Consider the following 14183-nt stretch of genomic DNA (forward strand, 5'->3'; position numbering starts at 1 on the left):
TCATGGTCAGCGTTCAATCTCACCAGGAGAAATTAGTTATGACAACAACAGCCTTGACTTCTACTCAATCACGCTATACAGACTACGATCGGTGGGCATGGTTATACAATCAAACAATGGGGCCTCGCTATTGTGAGAATCAATTCCCTCAGCTGGAACAATTGCTGCTGCCACACTTACCTTCAGGCGCGTCTATTTTAGATCTATGCTGTGGAACAGGGCATGTAGCGCAACAACTGCACAATCAGAGGTATCGCGTCATTGGACTGGATGGTTCCGAGGAAATGCTCACTTATGCGCGTCAGAATGCTCCAGAGGTTGAGTTTATTCTGGATGATGCTCGTGTCTTCATCTTACCAACCCCAGTTGATGCCGCTTTCTCCATTAGTTCTTCTCTCAACCATGTCACCAGTCTAGAAGAACTGAAAGCCGTTTTCGCTAACGTATACACAGCTTTGTCTAACAAAGGGTTGTTTTTATTCGATCTCGGTTTGAAAGGACGATATCAAAACCTACCGTTATTAGAAGGTGAAATCACTGATGACTATGCCTGGGCGATCGGTGAAACCTATGACACTGAGCAGCAAGCTGGCACCTTCAAAGTGACGATGTTTCGCCCCGAAGGAAATGGTTGGCAACGCTCAGACCTGGTGTATCCCGTCAAAGATTATGACTGGAAAGAGATCCGTGCTGCCTTGGAAACCACAGGTTTTACTCAAATCCATGTTTACGATCGCACTGGACAACCAACCAACCCCGAAGAAAACCAAACGGTCTATTTTGTTTGCCAAAAAGGAGGAATCCCTCATGAGTGATGCCACCCGGATTCGACAACGACAATATCTGGAAACATTGATTCAGCGGTACACCCAACGAACCAGCGGATCAAAGCAAGTCGCGCAAACCTACCGTTCAGTGTTAGCCGATCCAAGAACCACAGAGGGGTTTAATCCCCTAACGAAGGAACTGTGTTATCTGATTGTGGGGAAACGATCGTCCGGCTCAAAAGTTTGGGATATTGACGGCAATGAATACATTGATGTGATCATGGGGTTTGGAGCAAACCTCCTTGGTCATAACCCTGCCTTTATCAAAGACGCACTGACCGAGCAACTAGAATACGGAATTCATTTGGGACCCCAAGCTGAACAAGTGGGTGAAGTTGCAGCATTAATTTCTGAACTCACAGGGATGCAGCGAGTTACCTTCAGTAATACCGGAACTGAAGCAGTGTTCACCGCCATCCGCTTAGCTCGTGCGGCAACCGGGCGAGAGAAAATTGCAGTATTTTCTGGTTCCTATCACGGACATTCTGATGGTACGCTAGTCCGCAATCAGATCGTGGATGGTCACTCGCGGACTGTACCGCCTGCGATCGGTGTAGCATCGAATGTGGTGGAGAATGTTATTGTACTGGATTATGGCAATCCTCAGTCCTTAGAGGTCATTCAGGCTCATCGAAATGAAATAGCAGCGGTTTTAGTGGAACCGATTCAGAGTAGTCGCCCTAATCTACAGCCTAAGGAGTTTTTACTGCAATTACGGGCATTGACGCAGGAGTTGGGGATCGCCTTGATCTTTGACGAAATGGTCACTGGATTCCGACTGCATCTGGGAGGTGCACAAGCCTGGTTTGGGGTGGAAGCGGATATTGCCACCTATGGCAAAATTGTCGGGGGCGGACTGCCCATTGGGGTGATTGCAGGCAAAGCCCATTACTTAGATCAGATTGATGGCGGACTGTGGCAATATGGAGATGATTCGTCTCCTCGTGTGCAGAAAACCTTTTTTGCCGGAACCCACTGCAAGCATCCCTTGGCGATCGCGGCTGCGCGGGCAATGCTCACCCATCTCAAGCAAGCGGGCCCATCACTACAGCAGGAGTTAAACCAACGAACGGCTCAATTTGTAGAGCAATTGAATACGTGTTTTGCAACCCATGAAGTCCCGATTCGCATGGCTCAGGCAGGCTCCTTCTTTGGACTTGCTTCTGCTGGGAATTCCACGGCTACAACCCATGAAGCTGCTGCCATTGGCATGAGTTTGTTACGGTATCACCTGTTTGACAGAGGAGTTTTGCTCAAAGGAGAAGGCGGCGGCTTTTTATCTACAGCACACACCGATGCCGATCTCGATCGCATCATCACCGCAGCCAGAGATAGCATCGAAGAATTGCAGGAAGGGGACTTCCTCCCTCGTCCATCTAAGCAGTTGGTACAACAAGCATCGTGAATTTGAATGATTAATGAGGTGAATCATGGCAACTATGGGAAAATACTGTAAGGCATATCCAATCCAGCGATTACGCGAGTTTAGTCAGTGGACTGAGCGATCGGAAAATTTTCGTAAAGAAAAACAAGAGATTGATGGACAGGAAATCGAAGTCAATCGTGAACTAACTGACGATGATTTTCTCTATCTCCAGGAGAACTATGTAGTCACGGATGGTATTTTCAAAGACGAAAATATTATCTTTGATCACATCACACCTGAATGGAAAGACTTTTGCCACAATATTTTGAAATTTGAAATTCCGCTCTACGAACCTGTGAATCTGAATGAAACGGTAGAAGCTACAATCTCAAACCCTGAGAAAAATACTTAATGACAGCTAATACGACTGTCTTTGGAAACCCAACTATCAAGAAAATTGGAGATTATGATGAATGGAGATTATGATGAATGAACTTGTTCAACGGTTATCCCAAGGAAATCATCCAGTAGAAGTCAGCCTCCGTCCTAAAAAAACAGCGACTGCTCTCAAAGAACGGATCGATCTCGGCTACATTCACATCAAATTCACTAACACGCAAGGAGGAACTGAACTCGGTGTCAGACTTGACCCAAATGCCTGTGATTGGAGCCAAACTGATTTCGATCGCCCTGCTGGTACAATTCATCTGGTGGGTCACTTGACATTAAATTACGTCAAAGTCAAATGTATTGCCGACGTTGACCTGCAAACGCTGGAGGGCCAGGGACACCTTGAGCCAATTGAACCAGTATCCCCTGCTGTAATCAGTTAAGTATCCAGATTCCATTCACTCAATTGCAAGAGAGGAAAGCGTGATGAGAGACGAACAAGAGGACAAAACCATTTACAAAGTTGTCGTTAACCATGAAGAACAATATTCCATTTGGCCGTCCTATCGGGAAAATCCACAGGGCTGGCATGATGTCGGAAAAAGCGGATTGAAACAAGAGTGTCTCGACTATATCAAAGAAGTTTGGACAGATATGCGCCCCTTGAGCTTACGCAAAAAAATGGAAGAATCTGCTTCTAAAAGCTAAAGAATGTCCGATGCGTTTACCCCTCAGCAGCTTTATCTATTGCTTCCCTGGGATTTACCAATCCAGGAACAACTGACTGAGGCGGAAAAAACTAAATTATGCAAAGCACTGAATCAATTATTGCAAGCCTTAGAAAACACCTCATACCAGCAGTCCCTTGATCTGCTTGATCAGGAATTAGCAACCCTGGATATGGATGACATTCATCCTGTAGAAGTGCCATCTACCAAAACTCCCCTAAAGGTTTGGGAAGTCGAAGATTACGATCGCTACTTTGACATCGTTCACGTCCAAGCGCAAGCACCTGCGATTTGCCTGGTTAGAGGTGTCCTCCTCACCTATCGGATGTTTCTTGTTCTAAGTCATCAAAATCGTGATCTTGATTCAGTACAAGTGAAGCAACAGAAACAAGGGTTTGCCGGTTATGTCTATCTATTGGCAAGAGTATTTCATTTACCTTTGGAGAAAGCCTGATGGCTAGTGTTGATGCCCAACAAATTTGGAAAGGCTTCCACTGGTCTTTCTTTATTAACATTCAGGGTTTAATTATCTGCTTGAAACGATTTGAAGTGAGCATGATTTCAGGTAATTTGCCCAATGCTCAACTGGAGTTAGAAACAGCTACCGATTTAATGGTGGCTTCTGGTGCGTCGATGGAGATGGCAAGTAGTTTTAGCAAACAGGCATACGCAGACAAAGTTCGACCCAGCATGGCTCCCCCCCATGTTCAATCCCATGACTTTAGTGGTTTAATGTCTTGGGAACATGCATCTTTGATTCAGATTTGGAAGCGGCTGCAACCCATTTTTGAAACGCTGCCGGTAGAACTTCATCCTCATCACGAAAAGTTTGTGAATGCATACGTTCATTTAGCAACTTCTCATCGGGCTGTTTGCCAAAAGTTTGGAGGAGATACGGCCGGTAGCTTACGGTATGAACAAGGTAAAGCAACTGAAGTGCTCGACAAGTTTAAGCAGAAGCGTTTGTCGCTCATTGATCCAAAACATCGTGTAGAGGGTTGTCCGTTTCATTCTCCTAAAACCATTCAAGACAAGCATCGTTATTCGTCTTCCTTGCCGTGAAGTTTGCCGTGAAATTTGCCGATCGCCTCAAACGATTTTTGAGAAGACAACCTCGTATTGTCTTTCTGGTCAGCGTCATTACCATTGCCGTTCTCATTGGTGTAACTCCAGGAATTGTTCAGTATTTTGAACCTTCTCCGTTGGCTAAACCTATACCAGTATTGGTTTATCCTCAGGTTCATTCTGACTCACATTTGCCTGTCCGTAAGAATGTTGTGAATTTGACTCCTCAAGAGAAAACGGCATTCGTCAATGCAATTAAGGCGTTAACCACAACCATTCCAGAGGGTAGCCAACTCAGTATTTACGATCAAATTGTTTTGAAGCATGTGTTCACAATGGGATTTGGTGGAAACCCAGAATCAACGGGATCTCTAAAAGCTAACCCCGCCCACGGACGAGCCGCTTTTTTACCCTGGCATCGTCAATATTTATTGGAGTTTGAACAAGCTTTGCAGGCGATCGATCCTTCTGTGACTGTGCCCTATTGGGATTGGACTGATCCCAATGCCTTAGACGTGATTTTTCAAGAAGACTTTCTGGGGACTAACGGGCAAGGCATGACGGTTGAGATTCCAGGAGCCGGAACATTTACAGGAGGACTTGTAACATCCGGAATCTTTGCCGACTGGACGCTGAACCCAGATATACATTTCGAGTGGCATACGCGGACATCGTTTGGGTCAACATTGCGGCGGTTTGTCGCAGTTCCTCCCTTTAACCAGTATCCTTTGCCAAAATCTGCGGTAGAAGCACTGTTCAACTTTGATCATTATGAAGTCTTCAATGCCCTTATAGAGGGGGCTGAATCCCTAAATCGGCAGGGTAAACTCGTTGAGGACTGGGTTTTACATGCTTATATTCATACGCTCATTGGTGGCGTTTTGGTAGAGGATGCCTATCCCAAACGGGGACTTCCGAAAGAAATCGAAGCACTGGGAACGATGAACAGCATTCCGTGTTCTCCCTACGATCCAATTTTTTGGCTCAACCACGCCAATGTCGATCGTCTCTGGGCGGAATGGCAAGATCAGGGACATACAGGCACTACTTTCTTTCCAGCCACCGGCAATCCCTTTGGACACAATCTCAATGATCCCATGTGGCCCTGGGATAACGGTCTTTCTGCCCCCGGAAATCTTGGACCTGGAAATCTACTCGCATTGCTTCCAGAAATCACCACAAATCAGGTTGTCACACCTGCCAATGTTTTAGATTTCAGAGCATTAGGATACACCTACGATACGACTCGTGTAGCAGCTAATCATGACAACCACCATTCCGAACCCTTGGATCACCATTCCTAACCCTAACCCTACTGCAAAGTTGCGATTGCTTTGTTTGCCCTATGCGGGTGGTGGAGCCTTAACCTTTCGGTCTTGGGCATTTAACGGGATTAGCTCCAAAATTGAAATTTGTCCGATCGAGCTACCGGGACGAGGTCTGAGGATGAAGGAAGAGCCATTCACTCGGATGTTACCCCTGGTGCAGGCGATCGCGCCTTCCTTGCTTCCCTACTTCGACAAACCCTTTGCCTTCTTTGGGCACAGCATGGGAGGGTTAGTGAGCTTTGAACTCGCTCGGTTGCTCCGCAAAGACTATGGATGTAGCCCTTCTCATCTATTCGTTTCCGGTCGTCGCGCTCCCCAAGTGCCAGACCCAGATCCGCCCATTCACACCTTACCCAATTCCGAATTCCTAGCCGAGTTGCGTCGTCTCAATGGCACACCTGAAGCGGTGTTACAGAATGAAGAATTGATGCAGTTGCTGTTGCCCACTCTCAGGGCAGACTTTGCCGTGCTAGAAACCTATGTTTACACTCCGCAATCACCGCTTAATTGTCCCATTACTGTCTTTGGTGGCTTGCAAGATCCAGAAGTCTGCTGTGAAGCACTAGAAGCCTGGCGAGAGCAGACTCGTGCTGTCTTTTCCTTGCAAATGTTTCCTGGCGATCACTTTTTCTTACATACCGCCCAGTCTCTGCTACTGCAATCCCTAAATCAGGTCTTGCCCCAACCAAAATAGCTACGATTAACTGCATCGAATAGCACGAACAAAGAAGGAAGTTAAGGAAATCAAAAGGACTATTTTCAAGTCAAGTTAACAGAAATGATTGTTGGAGGGGTTTGTTTTCTGGCAATTGTTCACAGGGTGGGGGTATTAGCAGGTAGCAAGGATGGAACGGCTAACTCTGAGAGTAGCACGGCAGGATTCAACCAGGTAATCTAACACTGTGCGACAAGGGACATTTTCGACTGCTTGGAAATGTTATCCGCCAAGAGTTAATTGAGGCAATTCAACGAATCCATACTGGACAAAAATACATTCCTGCCGAAGTAGGGGCAAGGCTCTCGGGAGTGATCGCATTTTTGTGTAAATTTCGATTTTTGAACGGAAAATCAAGGGTTTCAGCCTACCCAACCCTGATTTTCTGAACACTCCCGCTCTCCAAGGTTCTACTAAATTCTGCGGGTTTTTACGCAGTTTTTAGCAATTTGATCATTACTCTGTCGGCTACAATACCTATTTACGATTGTCTTTGAACTGTGGTGCAGATTTATAACTCCAGATGCTTGTCCTTCTGCCGATTTTTGGCTGATGCTCGGCTTTGCTCTTTCTGACAAATAGTTCTGACAGTCTGGCTCACGTAAATTTTTGCCTTATCCTTACCTTGTTCTTGGTGAATTTGCTTTACATAGGGGCTTCCCAAGGTTAACATCAGTGCAATCTCTTTCTGATTATGTCCGTTTTCAAATGCATTGCGCCCAACCAAGTAATCCAATCTAATAGGTGTATTTGTTCCTGTCCTCTGACTATACCAATGCCACATTTGTTGGTATTGTTGCCTCAAATCCAGCTTGTCTTTATCAAAGAAGTTGGAAAGTAAAGAAGCAGAAACTGGGGATTGGAGGGTTTTCTCAACGGCTGTTGGTAACTTTTCATTGAGAAGATTTTGACTTGAAGGTTGAGATACCATTTGCTTAGTCACTGTTCTGTTTACGGTTGTTGAGATTGGTTGAAGGGATCGCTGGATTGATTCTGAGCAAGATCGTCTCGACCGCTGAAGTTGTCGAGCTTTTGTTCCAACTGCTGCATGGAGTCGATCAATTGCTGCTGCAAGCTTAGCTCGGTTTTCAGTTGATTGCTCCAGGTACTCAAGGCTGCGATTAACTGCTGTAACTGCTTGTGCAAGCTCTCCCGCGCACTCGATGAGGTCTCGCTCTTCAAGGAAGCCTGCAATTGCCTCAAAAATTGGTTCAACAGGCTGCTCAAGTCTTGAGGTAAAGGCTGCAACGTCTGGTGCATCTGCTGAGATTGCTGTTCCAGTTGGGATACTTGCTGCCGCAGAGCAATCAGTTCCTGGGCGATCGGTTGTAGGTCGTTGGCGATCGGCTGCAAGCTTTTGAGCAATACGTTCTCCAACGCGCTCTCCAATACGTTCTGCGAGATCTCGATGTTCACAGGAGGCTGGAACGAACTGGATTGGGGTTTGCGAGGTCTGGGCATGATTGGGGACTACCTGGAATAAAGGAATGTAATCGCTAACGTTTTCTTTCGCTTTTGTCTTCTGAGCCAGTTCTGCTAAGGCAAATTTGTCAGTGGTGTAAAGGCTGAGATGGTATTTAGCTCTGGATACAGCGACGTAGAAGGACTCCTGGTTCGTTGTGATTCCATCTATCAGTGCGAGGACGCGATCGGCGGTCTTCCCCTGGCTGCTGTAAGTGGTGTTGACCCAGGCGTAATCGATGTGGAGCTTGCCAGTAAAATCAACCTGCATGGCTTTTCTATCGTTGTCTGTGATGAGTGCTACTCCATCTGAATCAATCTGACTGACGGTAAAGATCTGTCCATTGTGAATTCCGGCATTTCGATCGTTCTTCGTCCAACGCAGCCGATCGCCCACTGGAATGGGAATGGACTGCATCTCATAGACGGTTTTCTTTCGACACTGAGCCGGATTGATTGTCAGGATCTGTCCCGTTGAAGTTTCCAGTGTGAGCTGATTGGTTGATCGATCTTGAGCCAGAACAGTGTACTGCTGAGCTTTAACTAATCCTTGTTTTTTGTAATCCTGGTGAGGGACTAGAACATTCCCAGGTTCATACACACTGGCATAACAGCTTTGGATCGTAGTCAAATTTCTCGGACGCAACCCCATGAATGTGAAAACGTCTCCATCTAACGTTCCTTCAGCTTGTAACCGTTCGCGAATCCGCTGGGTCAATTCCAATCGTTGTTGATTCGTTCCTGCCAACAGTAAGGTTTGGCTTCGCTCTTGTGGTGACAGCTTGAGGTAATCATCAACCAGTTTCTCTAACTGCTGCTCCCAATCCTGAATCTCCTGGATACAACCCACTTGATCCAACGCTTGAATTCCCTCAACTACCTTATCTTGAGCAATCAAAGCAACAGCAGTTTTAAGTTCCTGCGTTTGTTGTCTCAAGCTCTCATCGAGATAAGCGATCGCAATCCCACCGGCTTGCAAACTCTTAAACGGGTTTCCGGCTTCCACGGCTGAAAGTTGCCGAGTATCTCCTACTAGAATCACTCTGGCTTGTTGCTCATTTGCCCATTGCAGCAAGGCCTGAGCATCCTTGGCACTGAGTAAACTGGCTTCATCGACAATCCAAATTTCCTTTCCAGGTAGCAGAGATTGGTTAGAAGTGGATTGGGAGTAAAGCAAGCTGGCGATCGTCTCACTCCCAATGCCTGCTCCTCGCGCCAGTTCATCTGCCGCTTCTGCGCTGGGAGCGAAACCCCTGACTCTATAGCCTTTCGATTCCGCTAGTTCTTTGTACAGCCGCAGACTATAAGTTTTACCTGCTCCTGCAACGCCCTGCCAAGCAATAATTTGGTCAGTTGTGGTAGCCGCCAGAGCGATCGCCCCTCGTTGTCCATTTGTCAAAGCAGTCATCGGATTCATCCACTGGCTTACTTCTTCTGGAGTGGCGATCGCTTTTACCGTTCTTTTACCCTGTTGCATCAGACGAATGGTGTTCAACTCCCGCCTAATGGCAGTTTGGGTGGTGTATTTGTCTTGAGCAGCATCAACCAGCACAAGTTCAGGATGGGCTTGAATGTCTTGCTGCAATTCACGAAAAGATTGCTGTCCCAAATGATGCTCCAAAACAAACCGCTCAATCTTACTTTTGCGGAAGACTACCTCTCGTTCAGCCGCGTGTTCAATTCCAGCTTGGATCATGGTTTGAAAATTGACCTCATTGGATTCATTTACGTCTCGTGCGAGCGTTGGCAAACATGGCAATTGTCGATGTTGCGCCTGAATCTGTTGCTGCCATATCCCAAGTAAAATCTCGTGTGGAATCGTTTGTTTATTGCGGCGCGTATTGAGAGTAGCTTGTTTCTTCTGGGAAGCATCAAGGGGGATGCGATCGTCTGCCGTAAGCTGGTGCTGCCACTGCTCAAGGTAATCCTGAATCTGTTGCGTGCGCGTCGAGAAGATGTTCAACAGATGCGACTCATAGCCTTTTAGTTCAAACTGTCCGTTCGCTCGTGGTTCAATCCCATAGCCGAGCTTTTGGAGTTGATAGGCTAACTCGTTCTGGTAAATCTCACCCAGCAGTTTTTGGTGCGCCACGATCGCTTCATTGCTAAAGCTTCGCCACGTTTCATCTGCCAGTTGAGTAGCATTGATCACAACACAATGACTGTGCAGTTGGGGATCTTGTTCACGGCTAGTTTCATGACGAAAGATGGCTGCAATGATATTTCCAGTACCAACACGTTGCCGCCCCTGAGCCGTGCTAATTCGCGTTTGAGCATATCGTTCCTCCAGAACCGAGAGGGCAGTCTCCACTGCTTGGTCATGTGCCTGGATAACCCGGCTATCTTGTTGAATCAAGGCAGCGATCGACACACTTTTAGGCGCAGAGAAGGTGTAGTCGGTGGCAGCCCGATGGTTTTTAGGGTTGATTCGCTTGGCATGGAGATTTCCTCCCTGCGGCGTTTTACCGTGCAATAGCTTTTTGAAGACAGGTTGTTCAACGCCACCTGCTAACCCCAGAGCAGCCGCACCTTTGCCGTACCACTTTGCTCCCAGCACTTTAGATTTACCCTGGCTCTGCTGCTGGCTTTCATCCTCAGCGAGATCCTGGGTATAGTAATCGTCCTGCTCGTAGTAGTTCTCCGCCTGCTCAGCAGAGAGATTGCTCATCGACAGCATGGTTTTGGATTGACTAGAACAAGCGAAGCGACGGTAGATGCACTGAGAAACCCTGAATAACTGGAATAAAAATCGTTAAACCCATTGCCATGGGGAGTTTACGAACCTTTTGTTGCCAAACCTGGCGTAATGTCTGAACCTCTGCGAAGCCTCAAAGAGGCGTAGCACACAGGAGTTTCCTTTGAAACATTCAAGCCTATCATTCAATTTAACCTAACAGTCCTTGTCCATTACTAACCATTTAATTAAATTTAATAACCCTACTTAACCAATTCGGCTAAATGGGAATAAGATAGACGGTGTAGCACTCCAGGTAACCTCATGAACTCGATCGCAACCGCTCCACCTCTGGTTTCCCTCACTGCCGACCTCGGAACCTCCGCGTCCAAATTCTTCTATCGCCTCACGTCAGGACAAACGACTCCCCTCTGGATGGGTGCAGAAGTTGCAGACGGTTTAACGACAGCGGTGCTACCTAACCTCAACACGGGTGGTCGTCCTCAAGACAGCGCTTGGTTACAGTTGGAGCAACAGGTTGTCTTGATTGGAGAAGTAGCCAAGATGTTTCTAGATGCCAATAGCCTGACAGCCAACAAAGCCGAAAAAGCAGCCTACAAACTCGCAGCGGCATTGGGCATAATTGCAGAAAACGAGAAGCTGCCTAGCTCCTATGACGCGGTTATCTGGGTCCCCCTCCCCCTCACCGAGATTAGAACCCGGGAGGAGATTGCCACCAGGCTGAGGACGATCGCCGAACAAGGCTTTGTCTTCCGAGGACAATCACAACAAGTTAAGCTCTCGCTCAAGTTTTTTCCAGAAGGCTTTGGGCTGTATCTCAATCGCAAGAAACAGCTAGATACGATCGGTCTTGCCATCGAGCAGCGACGCACTCTCATTGCCATGATGGGGCACCGCAATCTTTCGATTCTTTGCTTCGAGGGCGGCTCCCTCAAGACCGCGTTGTCAAATTCTGATGGTCCTGGTTTTTGGTCTGCCTTTGAGAAAGCGGCGCGCTCAGTCGGGGTCACTCCTGCCGACTACCCAGCACTGCTCGCTGCTCTTACAACCGGACAGACGCAGCAAATTTCTCAGGTGCGAGCGGGACTCTATGACTTTGCCCCAATGGCTGAGGCAGTCCGGCAGACCTATTGGCAGGCGGTCAGCATCTACCTGCAAGATAATCTGCTCAAGCAGCTTGCTGAGCGTTCGGTTGATATTATCGTCAGTGGTGGGGCTGCCTCGGTGCTGCGGCAAACGATTCATCAGTACTTTGAGCAGTTGGGACTGGGCCAACAAGTCTACTTTGCTGACCAAATGCAGGAACGGCTCGCAGAGGTGGTCAGCCAACTGCCAGAAGCCAATTTCAACCCCACGTTGCCGCTACGCATGGCAGATGGTTACGGCTTGTTTCAGGGATTGATGGGCAAGTCGAGTCAGATTGCGGTGTAGTTGTTTTGTATTGTAAGGAGCCAGGATAGATGCCTCGTAAACCCCAGCCGCCCAAAGAGGAACGTCAACGGATTCAGTTTGCCTACAATGCCGATGTCGATTCTCCCACGGGCGTGCTTTTCCAATATCTGATCAAGAACGAACGGGCCCGCAGCCGCGAGGGCAAACACAAGGGGATCGATGCCATCAGTGCCTTCTGGAAGCCGTTCGCCTATCAAGAACAAGGACAACTGAGTGAGGAAGAACTCAAGGCGATCGCCCGTGAGTCGATCGAGCTGTTGAACCGTCAGATGATCTTGATCAGCGATACCTTTGAGATCGCCTCTCCTACTGCGGCTGCAATGGACCTCAAACAAGAGATCCGCCAAGCCGTCACTCAGGCGGTGACAGAAACCGTTCAGCAGTTGGCAGCGAGTGGCAAGCTGGTGAGCGGGGCAGCCGCAGAGTCAGCCGGGACACCGCCCGGACGGATACCAACAGGCAGTGATCTGGACGACAGCGAAGGGGTAGACTTTGATGAGGATGCCCTGCTGGGAACCCTACTGGATGATGCCACCATTGCCGCATAAGTCGGAACGAATTCTTTGACAGAACTAGTCTATGGCAGCAGCAAAACCGAAAGAACCCGAAAACGAAGCAGGCAAGCACGCCCGACAGCAGTACCTGGAGCAGGCACGGCGCGTCATCGGTGAAGCGAACCTCGATTACTCTGCCCTCTACCAACGCTTTGCCCAGAATGATTGGGCAGCCATTAAGCTGGATGACACCGTTGCACTGACCGCACTGAAGGCAGGATACTCACCGAAAGAAGTGGTAGGTATCCTGCATCAGAGTCCCTATTTACAGCATCAGGTGCATGTCAACAAAGTGCCCTTAGCACCCATGAGCCAGTATGTGCGATCGACTGTGATGAAGGCGGTGCAGCGATTGGAGAAGGTTCAGGGAGTGCAGAAGACTCAGGGGCGTTCACGTAGTGTTCCCGATGGGAAATCAACTCAACGGAAACCTGGAATGGAAGTAGAGTAAATCCGCTTGAATATATCCCTTTGAGAAATAGCGATTGGTTCCCGTCCATCTGCCAACCTGAATTGATGAGTGTCAGCTACGGCGTACTTTCTTGTTGGAGAGCAGCATGGCTTGATAAGCTTCGATCGCTCTGTGATGTGCTTGTGGATCATTGATATTCTGAAGCCAATCCATAATCAAGGGAACGTTGTAGAGAACAACTTTGGAATTGACTCTAATCCAATGAATATCTTCGCATAGGATTCCTGAAAGGCGATATTTCTTGAGGGTGTCTCCAGAGAGACCTGTTAGCTTTGAAATCTCCCGCTTCTTGACAAAGTGAAATGGCTCACGACTTTGTGATGAATGTCCTGCCGATTGATTAGATGGACGCATAAAGCCTCTGTTTCAGTTGCTTAATTTCTGTCAGTTGAGCGCAGCAAAAAATTAATGAGATTTAGCCTGTAGCTTGCTCGTGCTCTGTAATAAAACTAAATTGACTGTCTCTATTCCTTTTCTACAAACTGATAGAATGCAACCTGCTTAATTTTTTGGCACTAGCTTGACAATTTATCCTTACTCTCACAGCTCTTGGCACTAACCTTGAATCTAAGAACTACAGCTTATTTTTAAAGTGGATAAAATTGGTTAAAATTTAATCCATTTGGTTATAGAAAGATGGTATCAATCAACTATCGCAACGTCAACTCGTTGAGGGTTAAGTTTTTGAACCGAAAGCTCTATCAATTAAGAAGGTTCTTGTACCAGAGCTTGTTCTGGTTGCTTATTTCTAACCAGCCAGAATTATTTCTAACCAAATTTATCCTTTGATCTCGGTTCTCACGATCACCAATAGAGTCATAGTTTCCGGAATTCACACCAGTCCGAGCAATTGCAGTAGGGCGAGTGATTGATTAGCTATTGGAGCGAACGCAAAGCTACAGCCTACAGCTAGGAGAACTACTAAGGAGAACGATCGCCCCTTAATAAGTTGACTATGAACGTCGCTGCCAATGTTGAATTTCAGATAAGGCTCTCGCAATCTGCTCTGAACTGACTTTGGGTAGCCGATTGCTGATGTAGTCCTCGAAGATTCCGGTTTGTTCACTGAAATCTTCGTCCGTTGCACCCCCATTGCAGGACAGCGAGAAAGGAAGCACTGCTCCCTTTCC

At 47.4% G+C, this 14183-nt stretch carries 15 protein-coding genes; 12 read left to right on the forward strand and 3 right to left on the reverse strand.

What is annotated here, in order from left to right; all coding sequences use genetic code 11:
* The first annotated feature begins 38 nt into the window (after window positions 1-38).
* The 9 genes from ACM1PF_RS00645 (at window position 39) to ACM1PF_RS00685 (ending at window position 6398) form a co-directional block, all read left to right on the forward strand.
* The gene (locus ACM1PF_RS00645; RefSeq protein ID WP_416671505.1) at window positions 39-815 is read left to right on the forward strand and encodes a class I SAM-dependent DNA methyltransferase; all 777 of its coding nucleotides are present in this window, start codon (window positions 39-41) and stop codon (window positions 813-815) included.
* Window positions 808-2232, forward strand: a complete 1425-nt coding sequence (locus ACM1PF_RS00650; RefSeq protein ID WP_416671508.1) for an aspartate aminotransferase family protein — start codon at window positions 808-810, stop codon at window positions 2230-2232. Before ACM1PF_RS00645 ends, ACM1PF_RS00650 begins: the two co-directional genes overlap by 8 nt.
* A 25-nt stretch (window positions 2233-2257) precedes the next feature.
* The gene (locus ACM1PF_RS00655) at window positions 2258-2605 is read left to right on the forward strand and encodes a hypothetical protein (RefSeq protein ID WP_416671510.1); all 348 of its coding nucleotides are present in this window, start codon (window positions 2258-2260) and stop codon (window positions 2603-2605) included.
* Between the two features lie 70 nt (window positions 2606-2675).
* Window positions 2676-3026 carry an MbtH domain protein gene (locus tag ACM1PF_RS00660; RefSeq protein WP_416671512.1) on the forward strand — a complete coding sequence of 117 codons (351 nt, stop codon included), beginning with the start codon at window positions 2676-2678 and terminating at the stop codon, window positions 3024-3026.
* Window positions 3027-3069: 43 nt separating this feature from the next.
* Window positions 3070-3291, forward strand: a complete 222-nt coding sequence (locus ACM1PF_RS00665) for an MbtH family protein (protein ID WP_416671514.1) — start codon at window positions 3070-3072, stop codon at window positions 3289-3291.
* A gap of 3 nt (window positions 3292-3294) precedes the next feature.
* Window positions 3295-3765, forward strand: coding sequence for a hypothetical protein (locus tag ACM1PF_RS00670; RefSeq protein WP_416671516.1), 471 nt, complete (start codon window positions 3295-3297; stop codon window positions 3763-3765).
* On the forward strand, window positions 3765-4373 hold the full coding sequence (locus tag ACM1PF_RS00675; RefSeq protein ID WP_416671517.1) for a siderophore biosynthesis protein: 609 nt from the start codon (window positions 3765-3767) through the stop codon (window positions 4371-4373). Before ACM1PF_RS00670 ends, ACM1PF_RS00675 begins: the two co-directional genes overlap by 1 nt.
* Window positions 4370-5680, forward strand: coding sequence for a tyrosinase family protein (locus ACM1PF_RS00680; RefSeq protein WP_416671519.1), 1311 nt, complete (start codon window positions 4370-4372; stop codon window positions 5678-5680). Before ACM1PF_RS00675 ends, ACM1PF_RS00680 begins: the two co-directional genes overlap by 4 nt.
* On the forward strand, window positions 5640-6398 hold the full coding sequence (locus ACM1PF_RS00685; protein ID WP_416671521.1) for a thioesterase II family protein: 759 nt from the start codon (window positions 5640-5642) through the stop codon (window positions 6396-6398). Before ACM1PF_RS00680 ends, ACM1PF_RS00685 begins: the two co-directional genes overlap by 41 nt.
* A gap of 532 nt (window positions 6399-6930) precedes the next feature.
* Here ACM1PF_RS00685 and mobF read toward each other — a convergent pair.
* On the reverse strand, window positions 6931-10557 hold the full coding sequence (gene mobF, locus ACM1PF_RS00690) for a MobF family relaxase (RefSeq protein ID WP_416671522.1): 3627 nt from the start codon (window positions 10555-10557) through the stop codon (window positions 6931-6933).
* Between the two features lie 321 nt (window positions 10558-10878).
* Here mobF and ACM1PF_RS00695 point away from each other — a divergent pair, with 321 nt between their 5' ends.
* From ACM1PF_RS00695 to ACM1PF_RS00705, 3 genes are read left to right on the forward strand one after another with little or no spacing between them, the layout of a single operon-like run.
* Window positions 10879-12006 (forward strand): hypothetical protein, encoded by a 1128-nt coding sequence (locus ACM1PF_RS00695; protein WP_416671524.1) that lies wholly within the window; start codon window positions 10879-10881, stop codon window positions 12004-12006.
* Between the two features lie 29 nt (window positions 12007-12035).
* On the forward strand, window positions 12036-12575 hold the full coding sequence (locus ACM1PF_RS00700) for a hypothetical protein (RefSeq protein ID WP_416671526.1): 540 nt from the start codon (window positions 12036-12038) through the stop codon (window positions 12573-12575).
* A gap of 31 nt (window positions 12576-12606) precedes the next feature.
* On the forward strand, window positions 12607-13032 hold the full coding sequence (locus ACM1PF_RS00705) for a hypothetical protein (protein WP_416671527.1): 426 nt from the start codon (window positions 12607-12609) through the stop codon (window positions 13030-13032).
* A gap of 72 nt (window positions 13033-13104) precedes the next feature.
* On the opposite strand, the gene ACM1PF_RS00710 is transcribed toward ACM1PF_RS00705, so the two are convergent.
* A complete protein-coding gene (locus tag ACM1PF_RS00710; protein WP_416671529.1) occupies window positions 13105-13407 on the reverse strand; it encodes a hypothetical protein in 303 nt (100 codons plus the stop codon).
* 599 nt (window positions 13408-14006) lie between these two features.
* A complete protein-coding gene (locus ACM1PF_RS00715) occupies window positions 14007-14171 on the reverse strand; it encodes a hypothetical protein (RefSeq protein WP_416671532.1) in 165 nt (54 codons plus the stop codon).
* Window positions 14172-14183: the final 12 nt, after the last annotated feature.

Source organism: Egbenema bharatensis FJBBOT/2019 (assembly GCF_048077055.1).
Taxonomy (GTDB): Bacteria; Cyanobacteriota; Cyanobacteriia; order Elainellales; family Elainellaceae; genus Egbenema; species Egbenema bharatensis.